Source organism: Nocardioides candidus (assembly GCF_041321175.1).
GTDB lineage: Bacteria > Actinomycetota > Actinomycetes > Propionibacteriales > Nocardioidaceae > Nocardioides.
In genome coordinates, this window is sequence record NZ_JBGGWC010000001.1 from 695,953 (window position 1) to 719,420 (window position 23,468).

A 23,468-nucleotide genomic window follows, 5' to 3' on the forward strand; every position below is an offset into this window, starting at 1 on the left:
GGTGCGAAAGACAGGGGAGCACCAGGTGGTGCTGAGAGTGCGGGTGACCCGCAGACCCTCCGAACCTGATCCGGTTAGCACCGGCGAAGGGAGTCCGCACCGATGCGCACCCGTCCTGCCGTCCTGCCCGCAGCGCTGGCGGCCCTGGCCCTCCTGGGCAGCAGCTGCTCGCTCTCGACCGAGGGCGACGACTCCGGCGACCACGCCTCCGGGGCGTGCGGAGAGGTCGTGCTCGTCACGCACGACTCCTTCGACCTGCCGAAGCGGCTGGTCTCCGCCTTCGAGAAGGAGTCGGGCTGCCGGCTCACCCACAGCGCGGCCGGCGACGGCGGCGAGCTGACCAGCAAGCTGACCGTGACCCAGGGCGACCCGATCGGCGACGTCGCCTTCGGGGTGGACAACACGTTCGCCGGGGCCGCCCTGTCCGAGGGCGTCTTCGCGCCGTACGACGCACCCCTGCCGGCCGGCGCCGAGCAGTACCGCCTCCCCGGCGACGACGACGGCGTGCTGACGCCGATCGACAACGCCAGCGTGTGCGTCAACATCGACGACGTCTGGTTCGACGACCACGGCATCGCGCCGCCGACCGGGCTGGACGACCTCACCGACCCGACCTACGCCGACCTCACGGTCACCGAGGGCGCGACGACCAGCTCCACCGGGCTGGCCTTCCTGCTCGCCACGATCGGTGAGTACGGCGACGGGTGGACCCGCTACTGGCAGGACCTGCTCGACAACGGCCTGAAGATCGACAAGGGCTGGGAGGACGCCTACTACGTCGACTTCAGCCAGTCCGGCGGCGACCGGCCGATCGTCGTCTCCTACGACACCTCCCCGGCCTACACCGTGAAGGACGGCAGGTCCTCGACGTCCGCGCTGCTCGACACCTGCTTCCGCCAGGTGGAGTACGCCGGCGTGCTCGACGGTGCCGCCAACCCCACCGGTGCCGAGAAGGTCGTCGACTGGCTGCTGAGCCCGGACGTGCAGGCGGCGCTGCCGACGAGCATGTACGTCTTCCCGGTCGCGGAGGGCACGCCCCTCCCCAAGGACTGGGCGTCGTTCGCGACCTCGCCGACCACGCCCATCGAGGTCTCGCCCGCCGACATCGCCGACCACCGCCGCGAGTGGCTGACGCAGTGGACGGACCTGACCTCGGGATGACCGGTCGCCCGGCGATGAGGCGCGTCCTCGGGCTCCTCGCGCTGGCCGCGGTGCCGACCGCGGTGCTGGCGGTGTTCTTCCTGCTGCCCGTCTCCGGGATGCTGCAGCGCGGGCTGTGGCCGGAGGGCTCGCTCGACCTCGGCGTGCTGGACGTGCTGGGCGAGGAGCGCACGCGCAAGGTCATCTGGTTCACGCTGTGGACGAGCGCGGTGTCGACGGTCGTCTCGGTCGTGATGGGCCTGCCTGCCGCCTACGTCCTGCACCGTCTGAGGATCCCGTTGCGCGGCGTGGTGCGGGCGGCGCTCCTCGTGCCCTTCGTGCTCCCGACGGTGGTCGTCGGCATCGCGATCCGCCAGCTGGTCGGTGAGTCCGGACCGCTCGGCTCCCTCGGGCTCGACGGCACGCCGGTCGCGATCCTGATGGGCCTGGTGTTCTTCAACGTCGCCGTCGTGATCCGCACGGTCGGCGCTGCGTGGGAGGCCCTGGACCGCCGCCCGGCCGAGGCTGCTGCCGCCCTCGGAGCCTCTCCGGGCCAGGTGCTGCGCACGGTGACCCTCCCGGCTCTGCGTCCGGCCATCGTGTCGTCCGCAGTGGTCGTCTTCCTCTTCTGCGCGACCGGCTTCGGCGTGGTCCTCATGCTCGGCGGCACCCGCTACTCCTCTGTCGAGACGGAGATCTACCTCCTGACGACCGGCGCGATCACGGGTTCGGTGGAGTACCAGGCCGCCGCGGCCCTCTCGCTTCTCCAGATCGCGGCCGTCGTCGCGCTCCTCGCGGTCGCGGCACGGCTGCGGGCCGTGCCCGACCCGACCGTACGACGCACCCGTGCGACGGCTGCGCGGCCGACGAGGCGCGACCTGCCCGCCCTGCTGGCGACCGGGCTGGTCCTGCTCGCGATCGCCACTCCGATCGCGACCCTCGTCACCGGCTCGCTGCGGCGCGACGGGCGGTGGACGCTGGAGTTCTACCGTGCGCTGCAGGGCACGGGGGAGGACGCGGGCGGCGGGGGCATCGGCGGCGGGCTGCTGCGGGTCCCCATCACCGACGCGCTCGGCAACTCGCTGCGGATCGCGGTCGACGCCACGTGGATGTCGCTGCTGCTCGGCGTGCTCGTGTCCGTCGTCGTGACGCGGCGCGCCCACAGCCGGGCGGAGGCCTCCGTGCGCGGGGTCTTCGACGGTCTCTTCATGCTGCCGCTCGGGGTGTCCGCCGTGACCCTCGGCTTCGGCTTCCTCATCACCCTCGACGACCCTCCGCTCGACCTCCGCTCCAGCCCGCTGCTCGTGCCCATCGCCCAGGCTCTGGTTGCTCTCCCGCTCGTCGTGCGGGTGCTGGTGCCCGTCCTGCACGGGATCGACGACCGGCAGCGGCAGGCCGCCGCGTCGCTCGGCGCGGGGCCGGTGCGCTCGCTGCTGACGGTCGAGGTGCCGGTGCTGTGGCGCCCTCTGCTCGCCGCGGCGGGCTTCGCCTTCGCGGTCTCCCTCGGGGAGTTCGGCGCGACGTCGTTCGTCGTACGCGCGCAGGCGCCGACCCTGCCGGTCGTGATCTACCGGCTCATCGGCAGCCCAGGTGAGCTCAATTACGGCACCGCGATGGCCGCGTCGGTCGTGCTCGCGACGACGACTGCACTGGTGATCCTGGTCGTCGAGCGGCTCCGGGTGCCGGGAGTGGGGGTGCTCTGATGCTGTCGCTGGAGGGCGTCACGGTGGCGTTCGGCCGCCAGGTGGCCGTCGACGGGGTCGACCTCGACCTCGACGACGGGCACGTGCTCGCTGTGCTCGGTCCGTCGGGCAGCGGCAAGTCCTCGCTCCTCAGGGCGGTGGCCGGCCTGGAGCCCCTGCGGTCCGGCACGGTCCGGTGGGACGGCGCGGACCTCGCCGGCACGCCGACGCACAAGCGCGGCTTCGCCCTGATGTTCCAGGACGGTCAGCTCTTCGACCACCTCACCGTCGCGCGCAACGTGGGCTACCCGCTGCGGCTGCGCGGCGCAGGACGCACGGCCGTACGGCGGCGGGTGGCCGATCTGCTCGACCTCGTCGGCCTCGGGGGCTATGGCGACCGGCTGCCGCGCACCCTGTCGGGCGGCGAGCGCCAGCGGGTCGCCCTCGCCCGCTCGCTCGCCGCCGAGCCGCGGCTGCTGCTGCTCGACGAGCCGCTCTCCGCCCTCGACGCCGAGCTCCGGGTCCGGCTCGCGGCCGACCTGCGCCGGATCCTGCGCGAGTCGGCCACCACCGCGCTCCTGGTGACCCACGACCAGGAGGAGGCGTTCGCCGTGGCCGACCGGCTGGCGGTGATGCGCGAGGGCGCCGTGGTCCAGCAGGGCACGACCGCGGAGGTCTGGGCGCACCCCGCCGATCCGGCGACCGCGCTGTTCCTCGGCTACGCGCGGGTGCTCACGGGTGACGCCGCCGCCGCGGTGCTCGCCGCCGCCGGGCGTCCGGCCGCACCCGCCGTTGCCGTACGACGCTCCGCACTGGCCGCGCGCCGGGCCTCGACGTCGCCGGGGACCGCTGAGGGAGAGCCGGGCGGGCTCGCGGCGAGCGTGGTCGCCGTACGCGCGACGCCGGACGAGGTCCGCCTGGTCGTCGACGTCGAAGGCGTGGGCGAGGTGGATGCCGTGGGAGCACCCGGGTGGCTGCCTGCGCCCGGTGACGCGGTGACGTTGCGGGTCGACGCGGCCCGCCTCGCTGTGCTGCCGTGACAGGCGTGCCTTTAAACTCACCCGGGTGTATCGCCGTGCCTACTCCCTGTTGCTCGGCACGGCGGCCGTCATGGGCGCGTGTGCGGTGTACGTCTCGATCAAGTACGACCGGCCGCTGGCCGACCCTGAGGGCAGCTTCCTCGGGCCGTCGTACGTCCGGCTCCCGCTGCTGCTGATCTTCGCCCTCGGCATCGACCTGATCCCCCGCACGATGTGGATGTCGCGCGGCCGGCCGGGCTCGATCTGGCCCGAGGCCCGCGAGCGGCTGCGCACCCACTGGGGCAAGGAACGCCTGGTCCTGGTCGTGCTCGGCGTCGCGTCGTTCTACGTGACCTACGTCAGCTACCGCAACCTCAAGTCCAACCTGCCGTTCGTGCGGGACGCCGACCCCGACCCGATGAAGACCGAGGCGGTCTCCTTCGACCACGAGCTGCACATCATGGACAAGGTGCTCTTCTTCGGGCACGACCCGTCGTCGGTGCTGCAGGGGCTCCTCGGGCACTCGTTCACCGCGCACCTGCTCTCGCCGATCTACCTGTTCTTCCTGCCGATGGTGCCGATCGGCATCACGGCGTGGATCGTGTGGTCGCGCAACATCTCCTACGGCTACTGGTTCGTGACGTCGCAGTGCATGGCCTGGTCGCTCGGCACCTTGTCCTACTACCTGCTCCCCACCGTCGGCCCCGGCCTGCAGTACAGCTCGCTCTACCACGACCTCCCGCACACCCCGACCACGAGCCTGCAGCAGTCGATCCAGATCGCACGACAACGCCTGCTGTCCGACCCCGACGCGTCCGACCTCGTGAACTCGGTCGCCGGGTTCGCCAGCCTGCACTGCGCGATCACCCTGCTCGTCGCGCTGATGGTGCAGTACACGATCCGCCAGAAGGTCGTGAAGGTCGTCGTGTGGATCAACTTCGCGCTCACGGTCGTCGCCACCCTCTACTTCGGCTGGCACTACATCGCCGACGACATCGCCGGCATGGCGATCGCCATCGTGTCCTTCTACGTCGGCGGCCTCGCGAGCGGACAGAAGTTCGACCGCGGCATGACGTCGCACCCCACGACCACCACGTCGAAGGTCCCCCGCGACAAGGACTGAGCCCCGCGCTCGCGGTGGGCGCGAGCCCGCATCGCTCTGCTTCAGGTTCACCGAGGGATGTCGGCGCGCCTGCACCTCCCCGTGCGTGCACGCCCCGGGAGCTGTCGGTTCGACAGGCCCTTCGACGACCCTGCACGCCACGGATCGAGAGTTACAACGATGTAGTTCGCAAGCCGACACGCCGGTGCTTGGTGAGAAAGATGAGATTTTTGTGGCGTTTGTGACGAAAGCGCACTAGCGTGCTCCGAGTTGCAGCCGGGGAAGAGGAAGTCCCCGGGTGCGACGACAGCCGTCTGCCGTCGACCGGAGGAGTACGTCGTGCGCCGCCCCGTGATCGGGATCGTCCTGTTGGCCGTGGTGGCCGTGACCGCTCCCGCGAGCGCCGACGACAACGACCGACCGCCGTCGCGCAGCGACGTGCGCCACGCCCAGCACCGCGCCGAGCGCGCCGCCGACGACGTCGACGGGATCCAGGCCCAGATCGACCGGGCGAACGCCGATCTCGAGGCCGCCTCGATCGCCGCCCAGCAGGCCGCCGAGGCCTACAACGGCGCCGTGTGGCGGCTGCAGCAGGCGCGCCGGGCCGAGCGGGTGGCGACCCGGAGGTCCCGCCGTGCCGACCGGGCGCTGGCCGTGGTGAAGCACGACTACCGCGACGCCGTGCTCGACACGTTCGTCGCGGGCAGCCCCGACCTCAACGAGTTCAGCGCGATGCTCGACGCCGACGGGCTCCCCAACCTCCTCGACCGCCAGGCCACCTCCGAGATCGTCCAGCGCGAGTTCGTGGAGAAGCGGACGGCGTACGAGAAGGCCGCCGGCCGTGCCGACGACGCCGAGCGGGCCGCGGAGGACGCCACCACCGAGGCCAGTGACGCCGCCGCCGACGCACGCGACCTCAAGGACAGCGCGGAGGGCGCCGTCGCGGCCGCCCAGTCCGCGGCCGACAGCGTCGCCGCCGAGAAGACCCGGCTGCTGAAGCGCATGGCGCACCTGGAGCACATCAGCGTCGACCTCGCCCAGCAGCGGCAGGCCGCCCTGGAGGAGCAGCGCCGCGAGGCCCAGCAGGCCGCCGCCGAGCAGGCGGCCGCCGACCAGGCTGCCGCGGACCAGGCTGCCGCCGACCAGGCTGCCGCCGACCAGGCCGCCCAGGAGCAGCAGGACGACCAGGCGGACCACCCCGCCGACGCGAATCCCGACGCGCCCGCCGACACCAGCACCGATGAGCCGGCCGACACCAGCACCGACGCGCCCGACCCCACCCCGCCGGCGTCCGACGCCGGTGGCGCCTCGGCCGCGATCGCGTTCGCCCGCGCGCAGATCGGCGAGCCCTACGTCTGGGCCGCTGCCGGACCGGACTCCTGGGACTGCTCGGGCCTGACCATGGGCGCCTGGGCCGCCGGCGGAAAGTCGCTGCCGCACTACTCGGTCGCGCAGTACGAGCAGTCGACGCCGATCTCCTCCAGCCAGCTGCAGCCCGGCGACCTGGTGTTCTGGGGCTCCTCCAGCAGCCCGGGATCGATCTACCACGTGGCGCTCTACGCCGGCAACGGCATGATCATCCAGGCGCCGCGCACCGGTCGGGACGTCGAAGAGGTCTCGATGTACTACTGGATCGCGCCGAACTTCTTCGCCCGCCCCTGACGGGGGTGGCCGCGCGTGGGTACCGTGCGGCTATGGCCAGCGACCTCCAGCAGCCCGAGGTCGAGCAGGAGGTGTCGCCCTACGGCGACCTGACGGTCGACGTGCCGGCCCTCACCGCCCTGCTCGACGGCAAGTACGCCGACATCCGCGCCACCGTGCGCGAAGGGCTCGTCGAGTACCGGTCGGTGCTCGACGACGCCGAGACGATGAGCCGCGAGGACTTCTGCGAGCGCGTCAAGCAGGTCGTCGTCGACCTCGCGGCGACCGGGCAGACCGGCATGGGCTTCCCGGAGGAGTACGGCGGCGGGGGCGACATCGGCGCCTCGATCGCCGCCTTCGAGACGCTCGGCTTCGGCGACCTGTCCGTGCTGGTCAAGGTCGGGGTGCAGTTCGGCCTCTTCGGCGGAGCGATCCTGCAGCTGGGCACGAAGCGGCACCACGACGCCTACCTGGCCGGCCTGGTCAAGGGCGAGATCATGGGCTGCTTCGCCATGACGGAGACCGGGCACGGCAGCAACGTGCAGGCCCTCGGCACCACGGCGACGTACGACCCCGACACCGACGAGTTCGTGGTCCACACCCCGACGCCGGCGGCGACCAAGGACTACATCGGCAACGCCGCGTGTCACGCCGAGGTGGCCGTCGTCTTCGCCCAGCTCGTCGTCGGCGGCGAGAGCCGTGGCGTGCACGCGCTCGTCGTACCGATCCGTGCCGACGGCGCCGTGCTGCCCGGCGTCACCATCACCGACGACGGCCTGAAGATGGGCCTCAACGGCGTCGACAACGGGAGGATCAGCTTCGACGACGTGCGGGTGCCGCGCGACGCCCTGCTCGACCGGTTCGCCAAGGTGACCGAGGACGGCGACTACTACAGCGACATCGAGAACGCGAACCGCCGGTTCTTCACGATGCTCGGCACCCTGGTGCAGGGACGGGTGTGCGTCGGGGCGGCCGGCATCAGCGCGTCGAAGGTGGCCCTGGCGATCGCCGTCGAGTACGCCCTGCGCCGGCGGCAGTTCGAGGCCACCGCGCCCGACGAGGAGCAGCTGCTCCTCGACTACGGCCAGCACCAGCGGCGGCTCTTCATCCCGCTCGCGCGCACCTACGGCCTGCACTTCGCCCAGGAGGTGCTCGCCGCCGAGCTGCACGGCGTGTTCTCCGGCGACACCGACGACGAGACCACCCGCCGGCTCCTGGAGTCGCGCGCTGCCGGCACCAAGGCGCTGGCGACGTGGCACGCGACCCGGACGATCCAGGAGTGCCGCGAGGCCTGCGGCGGCGCGGGCTACCTCAGCGTCAACCGGTTCGCCGCGCTGAAGGCCGACACCGACGTCTTCACGACGTTCGAGGGCGACAACCACGTCCTGCTCCAGCTGGTCGCGAAGGGGCTCCTCACCGACTACGCGAGCGACTTCTCCGACCTCGACCAGCTCGGCATGGTGCGGTTCGTCGCCGGCCTCGCGGTCGAGACCGTGCTCGAGCGCACCTACGCCCACAAGCTCATGGAGCGGATCAAGGACGTCTTCGGCAGCGACACATGGGACGCCGACGCCGGGCTGCTCGACCCCGACTACCACCTGGCGATGTTCCGCTTCCGGGAGGAGCACCGGATCGCCGGCGTCGCCCGGCGCCTCAAGCGGGGCGTCGACTCGGGGATGAACCCCGGCGAGGTCTTCTCGCGGGTCCAGGACCACGTGATCGCCGCGGCCCGCGCCCACGTCGAGCGCCTGGTCCTCGAGGCGTTCGTCGACAAGGTGCGGGCCCAGCCCGACGGGCCGGCCAAGGACGTGCTCAACCTGCTCTGCGACCTGCACGCCCTGTCGTCCATCGAGGCCGACCGCGGCTGGTTCATGGAGCACGGTCGGCTCACGAGCGCCCGGTCCAAGGCGATCAGCCGCGAGGTCAACGCCCTGTGCCGCCAGGTGCGACCCGTCGCGGGGGACCTGGTGCGCGCCTTCGGCGTGCCGCGCGAGATGCTTCGGGCCGAGGAGCTGTTGACCTGGGAGTAGGGGGGCGTCGGTGGTCGAGGTGCGGTTGAGCCGGATACCAGGACTCGGTGGGTGGGACGACGACCCGCTCTGGGCGCACGTCTACGACTGGACGGTCGAGCACCGCCGGGTCGGTGGCGCGCTCTGGCGGCTCGGCATCCAGAGCGACCTGCAGCGCCTCTACGACGCGGCCGCCGAGATCGGGCGCCAGCCGGCCGGGGCGCGGATCCTCGACATCCCGTGCGGCGGTGGCGTGGCGCTGCGCGGGTTGAAGCCCGCCCAGGGAGTGGAGTACGTCGCCGCCGACATCGCGCAGTCGATGCTCGACCGCACGCTGCGTGCTGCCGGCCGGCGCGGGGTCGCCGACCAGGTCGTCCCGCAGCTCGCCGACGTGGGCGACCTGCCCTTCGACGACGACTCCTTCGACCTCGTCGTCTCCTTCACCGGCCTGCACTGCTTCCCCGACCCCGCCCGGGCGGTCGTGGAGATGGCCCGCGTGCTCAAGCCGGGCGGCGTCATCACCGGCAGCGCGCTGCTCAACGACAGCGGGCTGCACCACGCACCGATGCGGCAGGTCGGCCGGGTCGCCGGCCTGCTCGGCCCGGGATGCACAGGGGCGCAGCTCGTCGAGTGGCTCGAGGCGCAACGGATGGCCGACGTCGTACTCGACCGGAGCGGAGCGATCGGCTACTTCCGGGCGGTCAAGCGCGCCTGACCCGAAATCGCGTTTCCCCTGACGTGCGGGTCGTGAATTCGCGAATTCACGACCCGGAGGTCAGGGGAAACGAGGCTCGGAGGCCGTGGTGGATCAGTGGGCGTCGGCCCCGGAGGCCAGTCGCTCCTGCTCGCGCTTGAAGGAGTCGTTGATCTCGACCTCGGCCTCGGTGCGGCCCACCCAGTCGGCGCCCTCGACGGACTTGCCGGGCTCGAGGTCCTTGTAGACCTCGAAGAAGTGCTGGATCTCGAGCCGGTCGAACTTCGGCACGTGGTTGATGTCGCGGATGTGCTCCATGCGCGGGTCGCTGGTGGGGACGCAGAGGACCTTGTCGTCGCCACCCTTCTCGTCGGTCATGCGGAACATGCCGATGGCGCGGCAGCGGATGAGGCAGCCGGGGAAGGTGGGCTCCTGGAGCAGGACGAGCGCGTCGAGCGGGTCGCCGTCCTGGCCGAGCGTGTCCTCGATGTAGCCGTAGTCGGCGGGATACATCGTCGAGGTGAAGAGGAAGCGGTCGAGGCGCATCCGACCGGTCTCGTGGTCGACCTCGTACTTGTTGCGGCTCCCCTTGGGGATCTCCACGAGGACGTCGAACTCCAGCACTGCTTCCTCACTTTCCGGTGACCATCGCACCGGCCCGGTTCTTCTGGTGGCCACATCCTCCCGCACAATGAGCCCGAACGCGCAGTCGAGGAGGGAGGGACCGTGGCCCGACGTGACGTGGAACACGTCCGCGGCGCGGTGGTGGGCTGGGTCTCGGCCGCACTGGCGCTCCTCCTCGTGCTCGCCGTCGCCGGCTGGCAGCTCGGCTGGCTCGACCGCTTCGGTGGGGACGACGCCCCGCCGAGCGACGACCCGGCGGCGGTCGCGCCGCCGCCCGAGGTCGACGTACCGCCGGTCCGGCGTCCCCACGCCGTCGCACCCGTCGCCGACCTCAGCCCGCAGCTCGACATCTCCGCCGTCGAGGCGGCCCTGCGGCCCTTCCTGCGCGACCGCGACCTGGGTCGTCACGTGGTCGCGGCGGTCGCGCCGCTGCGCGGAGGCGGTCGTGGCTACGACCTCACCTCCGGTGGGGCCGCCCTGTCGACACCGGCGTCGACGACCAAGATCATCACCTCCTCCGTGGCGCTCTTCCTCCTCGGCGCCGACCACCGCTTCGAGACCCGCACCGCGCTCGAGAAGGGCGGCGGCACGCCGCGTCTGGTCCTCGTGGGTGGCGGCGACCCGTTCCTGCTGAGCAGCCCGCAGGCGAAGTGGGGCACCAACACCGCCGCCACGTTCGCGCCCCAGAAGGCCGACGTCGTCACGCTGGCGAGGGAGACGGCGAAGGCGCTCCGCGCCGATGGCGTACGACGGGTGCGGCTCGGCTACGACGACTCGCTCTTCAGCGGTCCCTCCGCCAACCCGCACTGGCGGGCCGACTACATCCCCGACGACGTGGTCTCGCCGATCAGTGCGCTGTGGGTGGACGAGGGCCGCGACCCCACCGGCTACGGCTTCTCCTCCGACCCGTCGTCGAGCGCTGCGGCGGTCTTCGGCACCGCACTGGGCAAGGCCGGGATCACGGTCGTCGGCGCGCCCGCCGCGACGGTCGCCTCCGACGCGGCGAGCGACGTGGCGTCGGTCAGCTCGGCGCCGCTCGCGCAGATCGTCCAGCGGCTCCTCGAGGTCAGCGACAACCAGGCCGCCGAGGTCCTGCTCCGCCAGGCCGGCCTCGCCCACGGGGGCGAGGGCTCCTTCACGGGCGGCCAGAACGCGGTCAAGCGGGTGCTGGCGGCCAACGGCGTCGACATGCGCGGCAGCGTCCTCTACGACGGCAGCGGGCTCTCCCGCGAGGACCTGATGTCGCCGCACCTGCTCATCGACGTGCTGCGGTGGGCCGCCTCCGACGACGAACCGGACCTGCGCGCCGTGGTCGCAGGCCTGCCGGTCGCGGGATTCACGGGGTCGCTCGCCAACCGCTTCGACAACGCCGCGCCGGAGGGACCGGGGCGGGTACGCGCGAAGACCGGCACGCTGACCGGCGTCACCTCCCTCGCGGGGATCGCGGTCGACCTCGACGGCTCGGTGCTCGTCTTCGCGCTGCTCGCCGACCGGGTGAACCCGGCCCGGAGCGGGCTGGCGGAGATCGCGCTGGACGACGCGGCGGGGGCGCTCGGCGCCTGCCACTGCACGCGATGACCGACCGGCCCTCCGCGGGCCCCGTACGCTTCACCGCATGACGAGCCCCCCGACCTCCGGCCCGAGCATGGTCGACTGGTCGCTCGCGGTCTCGATCGGCTCGGCCCTGGCCGGCGACGGTCCCACGGTCACGCGCGGCGAGGCTGACGAGGTCGTGGCCGAGCTCCGCGCCGACGCTGCGAAGAGCACCGGGCTGGTGCGCGACTTCACCGGGCTCGACGCCCCCGACGGCACCGCGCCGGTGCTGGTCGTGGACCGGGCCGGCTGGGTGCGGGCCAACGCCGACGCGTTCGAGGTCGCCACCGGCGCGATGATGAGCAAGCTCGTCGAGAAGCGCCAGCCAGGCCGGGTCGCGCGGGCCATCGGCTCGAAGGTGACCGGCGCCGAGGTCGGCGGCCTGCTCGGCTTCCTCGCGGGCAAGGTCCTCGGCCAGTTCGACCCCTTCCACGAGCCGTCGGGCCGGTTGTTGCTGGTCGCTCCCAACATCGTGCACGTGGAGCGCGAGCTCGGCGTCGACCCGACGGACTTCCGGCTCTGGGTCTGCCTGCACGAGGAGACCCATCGGGTGCAGTTCACGGCCGTGCCGTGGATGCGCGGCCACCTGTTCGCCGAGATCGAGGCGATCAGCGAGACGCTCGAGCCGTCGTCGCTGGTCGAGGGCGGGCTGGAGCGGATCAGCGAGGCGATCAGGAGCAGCCGCGGCGGCGGCAGCATCGTCGACATCTTCAGCACCCCCGAGCAGCGCGAGATCCTCGACCGGGTCACCGGCATGATGTCGCTGCTCGAGGGCCACGCCGACGTGGTCATGGACGACGTCGGCCCGCAGGTGATCCCGTCGGTGCACGACATCCGCGCCCGGTTCACCAAGCGCCGTCAGGGCATCGGCCCGCTCGACCGCGTGCTGCGCCGGCTGCTGGGCCTGGAGGCCAAGATGGCCCAGTACCGCGACGGGGCCCGCTTCGTGCGGGCCGTCGTCGACAAGGTCGGCATGGACGAGTTCAACGCGGTGTGGGCCGAGCCCGCGCACCTGCCGTCGAAGGCCGAGCTGGCCGACCACGACGGCTGGATCTCCCGCGTCCTCGGATAGCCGTCGCCCGCTCGTGAGCCTCCATCCTTCCGTCGCCGCCTGCCGGCGGGGCGTGCGCGGTGTGCTGTCCGCGCTCGAGCCCGGCGACGTCGTGCTGGTGGCCTGCTCGGGCGGTGCGGACTCCCTGGCGCTCGCCTCGGCGGCGGCGTTCGAGGGGCACAAGCGAGGTCTCCGGGTGATCGGGGTGACGGTGGACCACGGCCTCCAGGAGGGGTCGGCGGCGCAGGCCGAGCGCGTGGTCGGACAGCTCGCGGCGATGGGCGTCGACGAGACGGCGACCGTGCGGGTCGAGGTGCGTGCGCAGGGGATGGGGCCGGAGGCCGCTGCGCGGCAGGCCAGGTACGACGTCCTGGAGCAGTTCCGCGAGCACGTGGGAGCGGCGCTCGTGCTGCTGGGCCACACCCGCGACGACCAGGCCGAGACCGTGCTCCTCGGGTTGACCCGCGGGTCGGGCGCACGGTCGTTGGCGGGCATGCGCCGCGCGTTCGACCACTACGCCCGGCCGCTGCTCGACGTCTCCCGCGACGACACGCTGACCGCCTGCCAGGTCGAGGGGATCGAGCCCTGGCACGACCCGCACAACGACGACCCCGGCTTCGCGCGGGTGCGGGTACGGCGCACGGTGCTGCCGGTCCTCGAGGAGCACCTCGGTCCCGGTGTCGCCGCCGCGCTCGCCCGCACCGCCGACCAGGTCCGCGACGACGTCGAGGCGCTCGACGCGATCGCGCTGACGACGTACGACGGCCTGCGCACCGCCGACGGCCTGCCGGTCGGCGCCCTGGCCGACCACGCGCGCGCGGTCGTCTCCCGGGTGCTCCGGTTGGCAGCCCTCGACGCCGGCGCGATCGACAGCGAGCTGTTCCACGTGCACGTGCGCGCCCTCGTCGACCTGGCCGAGGGGGCGCTCAGCGGGGAGGTCCGGCTCCCGGGCCACGCGACGGCGTACTGCCGGGACGGTCTGCTCCGCTTCCGCCCGACCCCTGTGACATCCTGACGCCATGGAGTCTGGGGAAGTCGAGGCCGACCTCGTCGAGGTGCTCTTCACCGAGAAGCAGATCCTCGACCGGCTCGGTGAGCTGGCCGGCGAGATCGAGCGCGACTACGAGGGCAAGGACCTGGTCATCGTCGGCGTGCTCCGGGGCGCGGTCATGGTGATGGCCGACCTGGCGCGCGCGCTGAGCCGGCACGTCGAGATGGACTGGATGGCGGTGTCGTCCTACGGCTCGGGCACCAAGTCCTCGGGCGTGGTGCGGATCCTCAAGGACCTCGACGCCGACATCTCCGGGCGCCACGTCGTGATCGTCGACGAGATCATCGACACCGGCCTGACCCTGTCCTGGCTGACCTCCAACCTGAGCTCGCGTGGGCCCGCCAGCGTCGAGATCTGCACCCTGCTCCGCAAGCCGGAGGCGCAGCGGATGCCGGTCGACGTGAAGTACGTCGGCTGGGACATCCCCAACGAGTTCGTCGTGGGCTACGGCCTGGACTACCGCGAGCGCTACCGCAACCTGCGCGACATCGGCACCCTCGCGCCGCACGTGTATTCCTGACTCGGGCCGCCCCGCGGGTCCTAGCCTGATCGGGCTATCCCGGGCCCCTCCCGTACGGGCCTTGGGGCGTTAGGACTTCCGTCCTACCACCGGGCTGCGATGATGAAGCCGAGCGGCGACAGGTAACGTCGCCGGATCAATTGTGCTGGTAGGAGCGGATGAGTCTGTGAAGCGTGTTTTCAGGGGTCCCTGGCTGTGGATCGTGGTGGCGGTCCTCGCGGTCCTCCTTGCCCTGGAGTTCCTCGCGCCCGGGGGCGGGTACGACGAGGTCTCCACCTCGACGATGAGCAAGTACATCGACGAGGGCAAGGTCAAGGAGATCACCTTCATCGACGGCGACCAGACGATCGAGGCGACCCTCGACGACGGATCGCGCGACGAGGGCGACCGGGTGATGACCCACTACATCCAGGGCCAGCAGGAGGGCATCATCGATGCCGTCGACGCCCAGGTGGACGACGGCACCATCGACAAGTCCAACTCCGAGAACCCGCAGCCGAGCCTGCTCGGCTCGCTGCTCGCGACGCTGCTGCCCTTCGCGCTGATCGTGCTGCTCTTCATCTTCTTGATGAACAACGTCCAGGGCGGTGGCCGGGGCGTCATGCAGTTCGGCAAGTCCAAGGCGAAGATGATCAGCAAGGACATGCCGAAGACGACCTTCGCCGACGTCGCCGGGTGCGACGAGGCGATCGAGGAGCTCGGCGAGATCAAGGAGTTCCTCCAGGAGCCGGCGAAGTTCCAGGCCGTCGGCGCCAAGATCCCCAAGGGCGTGCTGCTCTACGGTCCTCCGGGCACCGGCAAGACCCTGCTCGCGCGGGCGGTCGCCGGCGAGGCCGGCGTGCCGTTCTACTCCATCTCCGGCTCCGACTTCGTCGAGATGTTCGTCGGCGTGGGCGCCTCCCGCGTCCGCGACCTCTTCGAGCAGGCCAAGGAGAACGCCCCCGCGATCGTCTTCATCGACGAGATCGACGCCGTCGGCCGCCACCGCGGCGCCGGCATGGGCGGCGGTCACGACGAGCGCGAGCAGACGCTCAACCAGCTGCTCGTCGAGATGGACGGCTTCGATGTGCGCGGCGGGGTCATCCTCATCGCCGCCACCAACCGTCCCGACGTGCTCGACCCCGCCCTGCTGCGGCCGGGCCGTTTCGACCGCCAGATCGGCGTGGACGCGCCCGACCTGGCCGGTCGCAAGCAGATCCTCGAGGTCCACTCGCGGGGCAAGCCGCTCTCGCCCGAGGTCGACCTGATGGCCGTCGCTCGGCGCACGCCCGGCTTCAGCGGTGCCGACCTGGCCAACGTGCTCAACGAGGCGGCGCTGCTCACCGCGCGCAACAACCAGAAGCAGATCATCCCGACGGCGCTCGACGAGGCCATCGACCGCGTGATCGCGGGTCCGCAGCGCCATTCCCGGCTGATGACCGAGAAGGAGAAGCTGATCACGGCCTACCACGAGGGCGGACACGCCCTCGTCGCCGCGGCACTCCCCGGCACCGACCCGGTGCACAAGATCACGATCCTGCCGCGCGGTCGTGCCCTCGGCTACACGATGGTGCTGCCGGACGAGGACAAGTACAGCCAGACCCGGAGCGAGATGCTCGACAAGCTCGCCTACATGCTGGGAGGACGCGCGGCGGAGGAGATGGTCTTCCACGACCCGACCACCGGCGCGGGCAACGACATCGAAAAGGCCACCAGCCTCGCTCGAGCGATGGTCACCCAGTACGGCATGACCGAGCGACTGGGCGCGATCAAGCTGGGCGAGGCCAACGGCGAGCCCTTCCTCGGCCGCGACATCGGGCACACGCGCAACTACTCCGAGGACGTCGCGGCGATCATCGACGAGGAGACGAAGAACTTCCTCGCCGTCGCGCACCAGGAGGCCTTCGACATCCTCGAGGAGAACCGCGACGTGCTCGACGCGCTGGTGCTGGCGCTGCTCGACAAGGAGACCCTCGACAAGGCTGAGGTCGCCGCGGTCTTCGAGCCGCTCAGGCTCCGTCCCGAGCGGCCCGCCTGGACCGGCTCGCCGACCCGGGTGCCCTCGACCCTCCCGCCTGTGGAGATCCCCGAGGAGATCCGCAGGCGCGCCGCCGTCAACGGCAACGGGGTCGGTCCGGCCGAGGAGGAGGCCGGCGCCGTGCTCACGCCGCCGGGTCCCGGCGGCGACGTCTACGGCGGTCCGCAGGTCGGTGCGCCGACGGACGGCCCGACGCCGCCGACCCCGCCGACCACGACCTAGACTTCACCCGTGGCAGACCCGATCACCACGCTGGACCGCGATCCCGCCGACGTGCCCGCCTTCGACCATGCGCGCGCCGAGGCGGCGGTGCGCGAGCTGCTCTACGCGATCGGGGAGGACCCCGATCGCGAGGGCCTGCTGGAGACGCCGGCGCGCGTCGCCCGGGCGTACGCCGAGGTGACCGCAGGGCTGCACAAGCGGCCCGAGGACGTGCTCACCACGACGTTCGACCTCGGCCACGACGAGATGGTGCTCGTGCGCGACATCGAGCTGTGGTCGATGTGCGAGCACCACCTGGTGCCGTTCACCGGCGTCGCCCACGTGGGCTACATCCCGGCGGAGTCCGGCAAGATCACGGGTCTGTCCAAGCTCGCGCGCCTCGTCGACGTCTTCGCCAAGCGCCCGCAGGTGCAGGAGCGGTTGACCACGCAGGTCGCCGATGCGCTCATGGGAATCCTCGAGGCGCGCGGCGTCATCGTGGTGATCGAGGCCGAGCACCTCTGCATGACGATGCGCGGCGTCCGCAAGGCCGGTGCCCGCACCATCACCTCCGCGATCCGCGGCACCATGCACAACGCCGCAACCCGCAACGAGGCGATGAGCCTCATCATGCACGGCACCCGCTGAGCCAGGGGCCGAGCCTCGCGTCGACCGCAGGGGCCATGCGTCGTACGGCCGGGATAGCCTGCCGCGCATGACGGGGAAGCACGGGCTGCCGCTGGTGATGGGGGTCGTCAACGTCACGCCCGACTCCTTCTCCGACGGCGGGCGCTACCTCGACGCCGAGAGCGCGATCGCGCACGGGCGCGCCCTGCTGGCCGACGGTGCGGACATCCTCGACGTCGGCGGCGAGTCGACCAGGCCGGGGGCCACCAGGCCGCTGGTGCGGGAGGAGCTCGACCGCGTCGTACCGGTCATCGAGGCGCTCGCCGGCGACGGCGCACGGGTCTCGGTCGACACCATGCGGGCCGAGGTCGCGCGGGCAGCGGTCGCCGCCGGGGCGACGATCGTCAACGACGTCTCGGGCGGGCTCGCCGACCCGGCGATCCTCGACGTGGTCGCAGCGAGCGGCGCGACGTACGTCGCCATGCACTGGCGCGCCCACAGCGACCGGATGCAGACCTTCACGACCTACGACGGCCCGGTCGCCCGGGTCGTCGCGGCGGAGCTGCGGGAGCGGGTGGCTGCCCTCCGGGCGGCGGGGGTGCCCGACGGGCACGTCGTGCTCGACCCGGGCATCGGCTTCGCGAAGACCGGCGACCAGAACTGGGAGCTGCTCGCCCACCTCGACGTCATCCAGGAGCTGGGGTTCCCGGTGCTGGTCGGGGCGAGCCGCAAGCGCTTCCTCGGCACCCTGCTCGCCGACCCGCGCGGCGAGCCGCGACCGGTCGACGAGCGCGAGGTCGCGCACGCCGCGATCATCGCCCGACTCGCGCTCGACGGAGTCTGGGGTGTCCGGGTGCACGACGTGCGGGCCACGCGCGACGTCCTGACCACGATCGACCGATGGGAGACCGCCCGATGAGCGATGAGCTGAGCGTCCTGGGCATCGAGTGCTGGGGCCACCACGGGGTGTTCGAGCACGAGCGACGGGAGGGCCAGACGTTCGTCATCGACCTCACCCTCGGCATCGACACCGCGCCCGCCGCGGCGTCGGACGACTTGCGCGACACCGTCGACTACGGAAGTCTCGTGGGCGAGGTGACGGCGACGGTCGGTAGGGATCCGGTCGACCTGATCGAGACTCTCGCGAGCCGGATCGCCGATGTCTGCCTCTTGGACGCTCGTGTTGAATGGGCCCGGGTGACCGTGCACAAGCCCGACGCTCCGATCGACGCGAAGTTCGGCGACGTGACCTTGGTGGTCACCCGCCACCGACCACCGACATCCCCTGGAAAGGGAGAGGCCGATGACTGAGACCCCCAACCCCCACATCATCGATGCCGACACCCTCACCGGTGAGATGCGTCCGATCCGTCGGGTGGTCGTCGCTCTCGGTTCCAACCTCGGCGAGAGCCTGTCCAACCTCCAGGGCGCGGTCGACGCGCTGGCCGACACCCCCGACGTGTGGGTCACGGGTGTCTCGCCGGTCTACGAGACCGAGCCGGTCGACTGCCCGCCCGACTCGCCGAAGTTCCTCAACGCGATCGTCCTCATGGACACCACGCTCTCCGCCAACCGGCTGCTCGACCGTGCGCTGGCCATCGAGGACGCCTACGACCGTGACCGCAGCCCCGGGCCCAACGCCCCGCGCACCCTCGACGTCGACCTGATCGTCGTCGGCGACCGGCGCAGCGACACCGAGGCGCTCAAGCTCCCGCACCCCCTCGCCCACGAGCGTGCCTTCGTGCTGCAGCCCTGGCTCGACCTCGAGCCGGACGCGCAGATCCCCGACGTGGGAGCCGTGTCGGTCCTGCTCGAGAAGGTCGGCACCGAGGGCCTCACCCGCCGCGACGACCTGGTGCTCGAGTACGACGAGTGAGGGACCAGCAGGAGCCCGACCCGTCCGGCGACGAGTCCGACGACCAGAAGTCCCCCGCCGGCTCGCTGCGCCCGACGTCGCCACCGGTCGTGATCGGCTGGGCCCTGGCCGGCCTGGTGCTCGGCTGGGCGCTCCACCCGGTGAGCGACCGGCTCGGCAAGGTGCCGCCCCTCGTGACGTGGGCGCAACCGCTCGCTCTCCTGCTGCTGGCGGCGATCCTGGCCTACGTCGCTTGGGCGACCTGGCGCACGGTGCACGTGCGCGGCGAGCGCCTGCAGGCGCACCAGGCCGTCAACCGTCTCGTCCTCGCCCGCGCCAGCGTGCTCGTGGCGGCGCTGGCCGGTGGTGGCTACCTCGGCTACGCCCTGAGCTGGCTGCGCGACGACGCGGAGATGGCCGACGACCGGCTGTGGCACTCCCTGGCCGCCTCGGGGGCGAGCGTGCTCGGTGTGATCGCCGCCCTGCTCCTCGAGCGTGCGTGTCGCATCAGAAACACTGGTGACACGCCGTAACGTCAGTCACATGACTACCACTGCGGGCAGCTCCCGCCGTCGTCAGCGGTCGACCCGTCTCGTGGTTGCCGTGCTCCTGCTGCTGGTGGCCGCACTCGCGGTCGCCGGGACCGCGGTCTCCGGCTCCTGGGCCGCTGTGGTCGCGGCCGGTGCGGTCGCCGTGCTCCTCGGCTGCGCCGCCACCAAGATCACCCACACCGAGCTGATGACGGCACGCGTCGACGGCGCGCGCGAGCGAGCCGCGCAGGCCCAGGCCTTCCGCGAGCTCGACGGCCGCCGGTCCGCCGAGGGCGTGGAGTTCGCCGCCGACATGCAGGGTCGTCTCGCCCGCCGTGACGCCACGGTCTCGCGGCTCGAGAAGCGGCTGAGCGAGGCCGCGCAGGAGCTCGCCGAGGCTCGCCGCACGCTCGGTCGGGTCGAGGAGAGCCTCGCCGGCTCCGAGCGGGAGCGGGCGCGGATCGGCGAGCGCCTGACCGACGCGGAGGAGCGGGCCACCCAGGCCGTCGTACGCGTCGCCGAGCTCGAGGCCGAGGTCGACACGCTCACCGCTCAGTGGGAGGCGGCCGAGGCCGCCCTCGCCGCGCGCCAGGTCCGTAAGGGCGCCTGACTTGGGATAGTCCCCCACGTTCGGCACCTCGGATCCGCGAATTCAGGTGCCGAACGTGGGGGACTATGCCGAATTCACTCGCGCAGCGCGGCCCGCAGCGACCGGTGTACGCCGGCAGGTGTCAGGACGCCGAGGAGCTCCTGGCCGTCGGTGACCGCCACCGCCGGGCGGTCGTGGCGGAGCATGAGGGAGAGTGCCTCCTCGAGCGTGGCCCCGACCGGCACCGTGGTGTCGAGGTCGGCCTCGGCGAGATCGCCGGCCGGCTCGAGCTGGGAGCGGTCGATGCGGGTGACGGACAGGCGCCGGAGCCCCTGCTCGGCGCCGACGAAGGTCGCGACCTCCTCGTCGACCGGGTGCGCGAGCAGGCGGGCCGGGGTGTCGTACTGCAGGAGCCGGCCGCCGTCGGCGAACACCGCGACCCGGTCGCCCAGCAGCACCGCCTCGTCGATGTCGTGGGTGACGAGGACGACGGTCTTGCCGAGCTCCTGTTGCAGCCGCCGGAACTCCTCCTGCAGCCGGCCGCGGATCACCGGGTCCACCGCACCGAAGGGCTCGTCCATGAGCAGCACCGGCGGGTCGGCCGCGAGCGCACGGGCCACGCCGACCCGCTGCCGTTGACCGCCGGAGAGCTGGTGGGGGTAGCGGTCGCCGTACTGCTCGGGGTCGAGCCCGACGAGTGAGAGCAGCTCGTGCGCGCGCTCGCGGGCGTGCGCCTTCGACTCGCCGTAGAGCAGCGGCACCGTCATCACGTTGGCGGTGATCCGCTGGTGCGGGAACAGGCCGACCTGCTGGATCACGTAGCCGATGCCGCGGCGCAGCTTGACCGGGTCGCCGTGGGTCACGTCCTCGCCGTCGATCTCGATGACCCCGGTGCTCGGCTCGACGAGCCGGTTGATCATCTTCAGCGTCGTCGACTTGCCGCAGCCCGACGGACCGACCAGGCAGACCAGCTCGCCGCGGCCGACGTCGAGGTCGAGCTGTCGTACGGCGACCGTGCCGTCGCCGTACGTCTTGCTGACGCCGGACAGCCGGATCATCGGGTGCGGGTGGTGGGGCGCGGTAGCGTCCATGCGGTGACCCTACTGGCGGCGGCGATCGACGACGGCGGTTCCGGCGGCGATCCGCTCTTCACCTCGAAGTGCTACGACGCCTTCCGCAACGACTGGTTCTGCTGGCAGTACGTCGCGGACCGGCGTCAGGAGCTCGTCGACGCGACGGCGCAGCACGTGCAGATCACGCTGCTCTCCGTCGCGCTGGGCCTGCTCATCGCGTTCCCGGTCGCGCTGCTCGCACGCCGCAGCGCGCGCATGGAGTCGGCCGCCCTGGGTGTCGCCACCGGCATCTACACGATCCCCTCGCTCGCCCTGTTCCCGCTCCTCGTGCCGTTCACCGGGCTCAGCCTCAGCACGGTCGTCATCGGCCTGGCGCTCTACGCGCTGACGGTCCTCGTGCGCGCCATCGTGGACGGCCTGCGCGCCGTGCCCGACGACGTCCGCGAGTCGGCGGTGGGGCTGGGCTACGGACCGATGCGGTTGCTCCTGCGCGTCGAGCTGCCGCTCGCCCTCCCCACGATCGTCGCGGGCGTCCGGGTGGCCACCGTGTCGACCGTCGCGCTGACGACGGTCGGCTCGCTGGTCGCCTACGGCGGGCTGGGCAACCTCATCCGCGACGGCGTGCGCACCAACTTCCGGGCCGAGCTGGTGTCGGCGGCGGTGCTCTGCGTCGTGATCGCCGTGCTGTTCGACATCGTGCTCGTCCTCGTCCAGCGATGGCTCACGCCGTGGGCGCGGAAGGGGGCGGCGACGTGATCGTCCTCCGCGACGCCTGGCGCTACCTGACGACCTCCTCGAGCTGGACGGGTGACAACGCGCTGCTCGACCGGATGGCCGAACAGCTGCTGCTGACGGTGACCGCCCTCCTCGTCGCCGTGGTCGTCGCGCTGCCGCTCGCGCTGTGGCTCGGGCACGTCGGCCGCGGCGGCTTCCTCGCCGTCAACATCTCGAACGTCGGCCGGGCCGTGCCGACCTTCGCGCTCCTCGCGGTGCTGGTGAAGCTCGACTGGCCCGGCACCGGCACCTTCGGCCCCTACGGGCGGGCGGGCCTGGCGACGCTGATGGCGCTCGTCGCGTTCGCACTGCCGCCGCTGGTCACCAACGCCTATGTGGCGATGCGCGAGGTCCCCGCGGAGATGCGCGAGGTGGCTGACGGCATGGGCATGACGGCGTGGCAGAAGTTCGTCCGGGTCGAGCTGCCGCTGGCGATGCCGCTGGTGGTCTCCGGGGTGCGGCTCGCGCTGGTCCAGGTGTGGGCGACTGCCACGATCGCGGCCCTCGTCGCGGGCCCCGGCCTGGGTCGGATCATCACCGACTCCTTCGTGCGCACGCAGTACGGTCGCGGCATCGGGGCCGCCCTCGTGGTCGCCGCCGTCGCCCTCGTGCTCGAGGTGCTGATGGCCGGTCTGGCCCGCCTGGTGGTGCCTACCCCCGTCTCACGCGGATCCACGAACCGTGGAAGAGCGTCGGTGGAGGAGTCTAAGGTTCCGGGATGATCTCCCTCCACCGCACGCGAGCACTCGCGGCCGGCCTCGCCGCCGCGACCCTCTTCCTCGCGACCTCCTGCGCAGGCGACGACCTCGGCAACGACGGCGACAAGAGCGACAGCTCGACCGACAGGGGGGCTGTCTCGATCTCGGGGCAGGACTTCCCCGAGGCCGCGCTCGTCGCCGCGATGTACGACCAGCTCCTGACCGACGCCGGCTACGACACCGACGTCAAGCTGGTCTCGGCCCGCGACGGCTACATGCCGACCTTCCCGAAGACGATCGACATCGTCCCCGAGTACGTCGGCGGCATCGTCAACTTCCTCAACAGCCGCGAGAACGGCGACTCGGCCAAGCCCTTCGAGGCCGGCGACGGCGAGCAGCTCGCCGAGGACGGCGCCGACCTCCTCGACGGGGCCGGCATCACCCTGCTCGACGTGTCGCCCGCGACCGACACCAACGCGTTCTTCGTGACGAAGCAGTACAGCGAGGACAACGGCGTGACCACCCTGTCCGACCTCGAGGGCAAGTCCGTGACCCTCGCTGCCGCCGAGGACTGCGAGGGCCGGCTCGACTGCGAGGGCGGCCTCTCCGACCAGTACGGCATCGACATCACCGAGGTGCTGCCGCTGGGCTACGCCTCCGACGCGACCTACGACGCGGTCATCAAGGGCGAGGCCGAGCTCGGCGAGACCAGCACGACCGACGGCACCCTCGAGTCGCGCGACCTCGTCGTGCTCGACGACGACCAGCAGATCCAGCCCGCCCAGAACCTCGTGCCGGCGGTCTCCTCCGACTTCCTCGACGAGCACCCCGACGTGGCCGACGTGCTCAACCCGCTGATGGCGGCGCTCACCACCGACAAGCTGACCGAGCTCAACGCCCGGGTCGCCGTCGGTCGCGAGAAGGTCGAGGACGTGGCGGCCGACTTCTTGTCCAGCGAGGGCCTGACGGACTGATCCG

At 71.8% G+C, this 23,468-nt stretch carries 23 protein-coding genes and 1 riboswitch; of the genes, 21 read left to right on the top strand and 2 right to left on the bottom strand.

Going from position 1 to position 23,468, the window contains the following annotated elements; translation table 11 throughout:
- The first annotated feature begins 2 nt into the window (after positions 1-2).
- Positions 3-109, top strand: a riboswitch (TPP riboswitch).
- From ACAX67_RS03410 to ACAX67_RS03440, 7 genes are all read left to right on the top strand, one after another.
- Complete coding sequence (locus ACAX67_RS03410) at positions 103-1,161, top strand: thiamine ABC transporter substrate-binding protein (protein ID WP_370702405.1); 1,059 nt, start codon at positions 103-105, stop codon at positions 1,159-1,161. Its footprint overlaps the riboswitch before it by 7 nt.
- A complete protein-coding gene (locus ACAX67_RS03415; protein ID WP_370702406.1) occupies positions 1,137-2,843 on the top strand; it encodes an ABC transporter permease in 1,707 nt (568 codons plus the stop codon). Before ACAX67_RS03410 ends, ACAX67_RS03415 begins: the two co-directional genes overlap by 25 nt.
- Positions 2,843-3,862 (top strand): ABC transporter ATP-binding protein, encoded by a 1,020-nt coding sequence (locus ACAX67_RS03420; protein WP_370702407.1) that lies wholly within the window; start codon positions 2,843-2,845, stop codon positions 3,860-3,862. The genes ACAX67_RS03415 and ACAX67_RS03420 overlap by 1 nt, the downstream gene beginning before the upstream one ends.
- Positions 3,863-3,887: 25 nt before the next feature.
- Positions 3,888-4,964 carry a phosphatase PAP2 family protein gene (locus ACAX67_RS03425; protein WP_370702408.1) on the top strand — a complete coding sequence of 359 codons (1,077 nt, stop codon included), beginning with the start codon at positions 3,888-3,890 and terminating at the stop codon, positions 4,962-4,964.
- A gap of 318 nt (positions 4,965-5,282) precedes the next feature.
- A complete protein-coding gene (locus ACAX67_RS03430; RefSeq protein WP_370702409.1) occupies positions 5,283-6,605 on the top strand; it encodes a C40 family peptidase in 1,323 nt (440 codons plus the stop codon).
- A gap of 32 nt (positions 6,606-6,637) precedes the next feature.
- Positions 6,638-8,614 carry an acyl-CoA dehydrogenase family protein gene (locus ACAX67_RS03435; RefSeq protein ID WP_370702410.1) on the top strand — a complete coding sequence of 659 codons (1,977 nt, stop codon included), beginning with the start codon at positions 6,638-6,640 and terminating at the stop codon, positions 8,612-8,614.
- 10 nt (positions 8,615-8,624) lie between these two features.
- Complete coding sequence (locus tag ACAX67_RS03440; protein ID WP_370702411.1) at positions 8,625-9,308, top strand: class I SAM-dependent methyltransferase; 684 nt, start codon at positions 8,625-8,627, stop codon at positions 9,306-9,308.
- Between the two features lie 93 nt (positions 9,309-9,401).
- Here ACAX67_RS03440 and ACAX67_RS03445 read toward each other — a convergent pair whose 3' ends face one another.
- The gene (locus ACAX67_RS03445; protein WP_370703634.1) at positions 9,402-9,908 is read right to left on the bottom strand and encodes an inorganic diphosphatase; all 507 of its coding nucleotides are present in this window, start codon (positions 9,906-9,908) and stop codon (positions 9,402-9,404) included.
- A 105-nt stretch (positions 9,909-10,013) separates the two neighbouring features.
- On the opposite strand from ACAX67_RS03445, the gene dacB reads away from it, so the two are divergent.
- The 11 genes from dacB to ACAX67_RS03500 all read left to right on the top strand — a co-directional run bounded on the left by dacB (position 10,014) and on the right by ACAX67_RS03500 (position 19,966).
- Positions 10,014-11,489 (top strand): D-alanyl-D-alanine carboxypeptidase/D-alanyl-D-alanine endopeptidase, encoded by a 1,476-nt coding sequence (gene dacB / locus ACAX67_RS03450; protein ID WP_370702412.1) that lies wholly within the window; start codon positions 10,014-10,016, stop codon positions 11,487-11,489.
- Positions 11,490-11,526: 37 nt separating this feature from the next.
- Positions 11,527-12,576 (top strand): Rv3626c family coenzyme F420 biosynthesis-associated protein, encoded by a 1,050-nt coding sequence (locus tag ACAX67_RS03455; RefSeq protein ID WP_370702413.1) that lies wholly within the window; start codon positions 11,527-11,529, stop codon positions 12,574-12,576.
- Positions 12,577-12,589: 13 nt separating this feature from the next.
- Entirely contained in the window at positions 12,590-13,570 is a 981-nt protein-coding gene (gene tilS, locus ACAX67_RS03460) for a tRNA lysidine(34) synthetase TilS (RefSeq protein ID WP_370702414.1), read from the top strand.
- A 4-nt stretch (positions 13,571-13,574) separates the two neighbouring features.
- Positions 13,575-14,126 (top strand): hypoxanthine phosphoribosyltransferase, encoded by a 552-nt coding sequence (gene hpt, locus ACAX67_RS03465; protein ID WP_370702415.1) that lies wholly within the window; start codon positions 13,575-13,577, stop codon positions 14,124-14,126.
- A 145-nt stretch (positions 14,127-14,271) separates the two neighbouring features.
- Positions 14,272-16,365 carry an ATP-dependent zinc metalloprotease FtsH gene (ftsH, locus tag ACAX67_RS03470; RefSeq protein WP_370703635.1) on the top strand — a complete coding sequence of 698 codons (2,094 nt, stop codon included), beginning with the start codon at positions 14,272-14,274 and terminating at the stop codon, positions 16,363-16,365.
- A 51-nt stretch (positions 16,366-16,416) separates the two neighbouring features.
- A complete protein-coding gene (gene folE, locus ACAX67_RS03475) occupies positions 16,417-16,992 on the top strand; it encodes a GTP cyclohydrolase I FolE (RefSeq protein WP_527891004.1) in 576 nt (191 codons plus the stop codon).
- 67 nt (positions 16,993-17,059) lie between these two features.
- Positions 17,060-17,890 (top strand): dihydropteroate synthase, encoded by an 831-nt coding sequence (gene folP / locus ACAX67_RS03480; protein WP_370702416.1) that lies wholly within the window; start codon positions 17,060-17,062, stop codon positions 17,888-17,890.
- A complete protein-coding gene (folB, locus tag ACAX67_RS03485; RefSeq protein WP_370702417.1) occupies positions 17,887-18,282 on the top strand; it encodes a dihydroneopterin aldolase in 396 nt (131 codons plus the stop codon). Before folP ends, folB begins: the two co-directional genes overlap by 4 nt.
- Positions 18,275-18,847 (top strand): 2-amino-4-hydroxy-6-hydroxymethyldihydropteridine diphosphokinase, encoded by a 573-nt coding sequence (folK, locus tag ACAX67_RS03490; RefSeq protein ID WP_370702418.1) that lies wholly within the window; start codon positions 18,275-18,277, stop codon positions 18,845-18,847. The genes folB and folK overlap by 8 nt, the downstream gene beginning before the upstream one ends.
- Positions 18,844-19,359, top strand: a complete 516-nt coding sequence (locus ACAX67_RS03495) for a DUF3180 domain-containing protein (protein WP_370702419.1) — start codon at positions 18,844-18,846, stop codon at positions 19,357-19,359. The genes folK and ACAX67_RS03495 overlap by 4 nt, the downstream gene beginning before the upstream one ends.
- Positions 19,360-19,369: 10 nt before the next feature.
- Entirely contained in the window at positions 19,370-19,966 is a 597-nt protein-coding gene (locus tag ACAX67_RS03500; RefSeq protein ID WP_370702420.1) for a hypothetical protein, read from the top strand.
- Positions 19,967-20,040: 74 nt separating this feature from the next.
- Here ACAX67_RS03500 and ACAX67_RS03505 read toward each other — a convergent pair whose 3' ends face one another.
- Positions 20,041-21,036, bottom strand: a complete 996-nt coding sequence (locus ACAX67_RS03505; protein WP_370702421.1) for an ABC transporter ATP-binding protein — start codon at positions 21,034-21,036, stop codon at positions 20,041-20,043.
- 3 nt (positions 21,037-21,039) lie between these two features.
- Between ACAX67_RS03505 and ACAX67_RS03510 the strand changes: the two genes are divergently transcribed.
- From ACAX67_RS03510 to ACAX67_RS03520, 3 genes are read left to right on the top strand one after another with little or no spacing between them, the layout of a single operon-like run.
- Positions 21,040-21,774, top strand: a complete 735-nt coding sequence (locus ACAX67_RS03510) for an ABC transporter permease (RefSeq protein WP_370702422.1) — start codon at positions 21,040-21,042, stop codon at positions 21,772-21,774.
- Entirely contained in the window at positions 21,771-22,514 is a 744-nt protein-coding gene (locus tag ACAX67_RS03515; RefSeq protein WP_370702423.1) for an ABC transporter permease, read from the top strand. Before ACAX67_RS03510 ends, ACAX67_RS03515 begins: the two co-directional genes overlap by 4 nt.
- On the top strand, positions 22,511-23,464 hold the full coding sequence (locus ACAX67_RS03520; protein ID WP_370702424.1) for an ABC transporter substrate-binding protein: 954 nt from the start codon (positions 22,511-22,513) through the stop codon (positions 23,462-23,464). The genes ACAX67_RS03515 and ACAX67_RS03520 overlap by 4 nt, the downstream gene beginning before the upstream one ends.
- Positions 23,465-23,468 lie beyond the last annotated feature (4 nt).

Bases quoted from the DNA above. Each gene is read 5' to 3' on its own strand.
- ACAX67_RS03410 (WP_370702405.1), top strand. From the start codon at position 103: ATGCGCACCCGTCCTGCCGTCCTGCCCGCAGCGCTGGCGGCCCTGGCC.
- ACAX67_RS03420 (WP_370702407.1), top strand. From the start codon at position 2,843: ATGCTGTCGCTGGAGGGCGTCACGGTGGCGTTCGGCCGCCAGGTGGCC.
- ACAX67_RS03435 (WP_370702410.1), top strand. From the start codon at position 6,638: ATGGCCAGCGACCTCCAGCAGCCCGAGGTCGAGCAGGAGGTGTCGCCC.
- ACAX67_RS03455 (WP_370702413.1), top strand. From the start codon at position 11,527: ATGACGAGCCCCCCGACCTCCGGCCCGAGCATGGTCGACTGGTCGCTC.
- hpt (WP_370702415.1), top strand. From the start codon at position 13,575: ATGGAGTCTGGGGAAGTCGAGGCCGACCTCGTCGAGGTGCTCTTCACC.
- folP (WP_370702416.1), top strand. From the start codon at position 17,060: ATGACGGGGAAGCACGGGCTGCCGCTGGTGATGGGGGTCGTCAACGTC.
- folB (WP_370702417.1), top strand. From the start codon at position 17,887: ATGAGCGATGAGCTGAGCGTCCTGGGCATCGAGTGCTGGGGCCACCAC.
- folK (WP_370702418.1), top strand. From the start codon at position 18,275: ATGACTGAGACCCCCAACCCCCACATCATCGATGCCGACACCCTCACC.
- ACAX67_RS03500 (WP_370702420.1), top strand. From the start codon at position 19,370: ATGACTACCACTGCGGGCAGCTCCCGCCGTCGTCAGCGGTCGACCCGT.
- ACAX67_RS03505 (WP_370702421.1), bottom strand. From the start codon at position 21,036: ATGGACGCTACCGCGCCCCACCACCCGCACCCGATGATCCGGCTGTCC.
- ACAX67_RS03520 (WP_370702424.1), top strand. From the start codon at position 22,511: ATGATCTCCCTCCACCGCACGCGAGCACTCGCGGCCGGCCTCGCCGCC.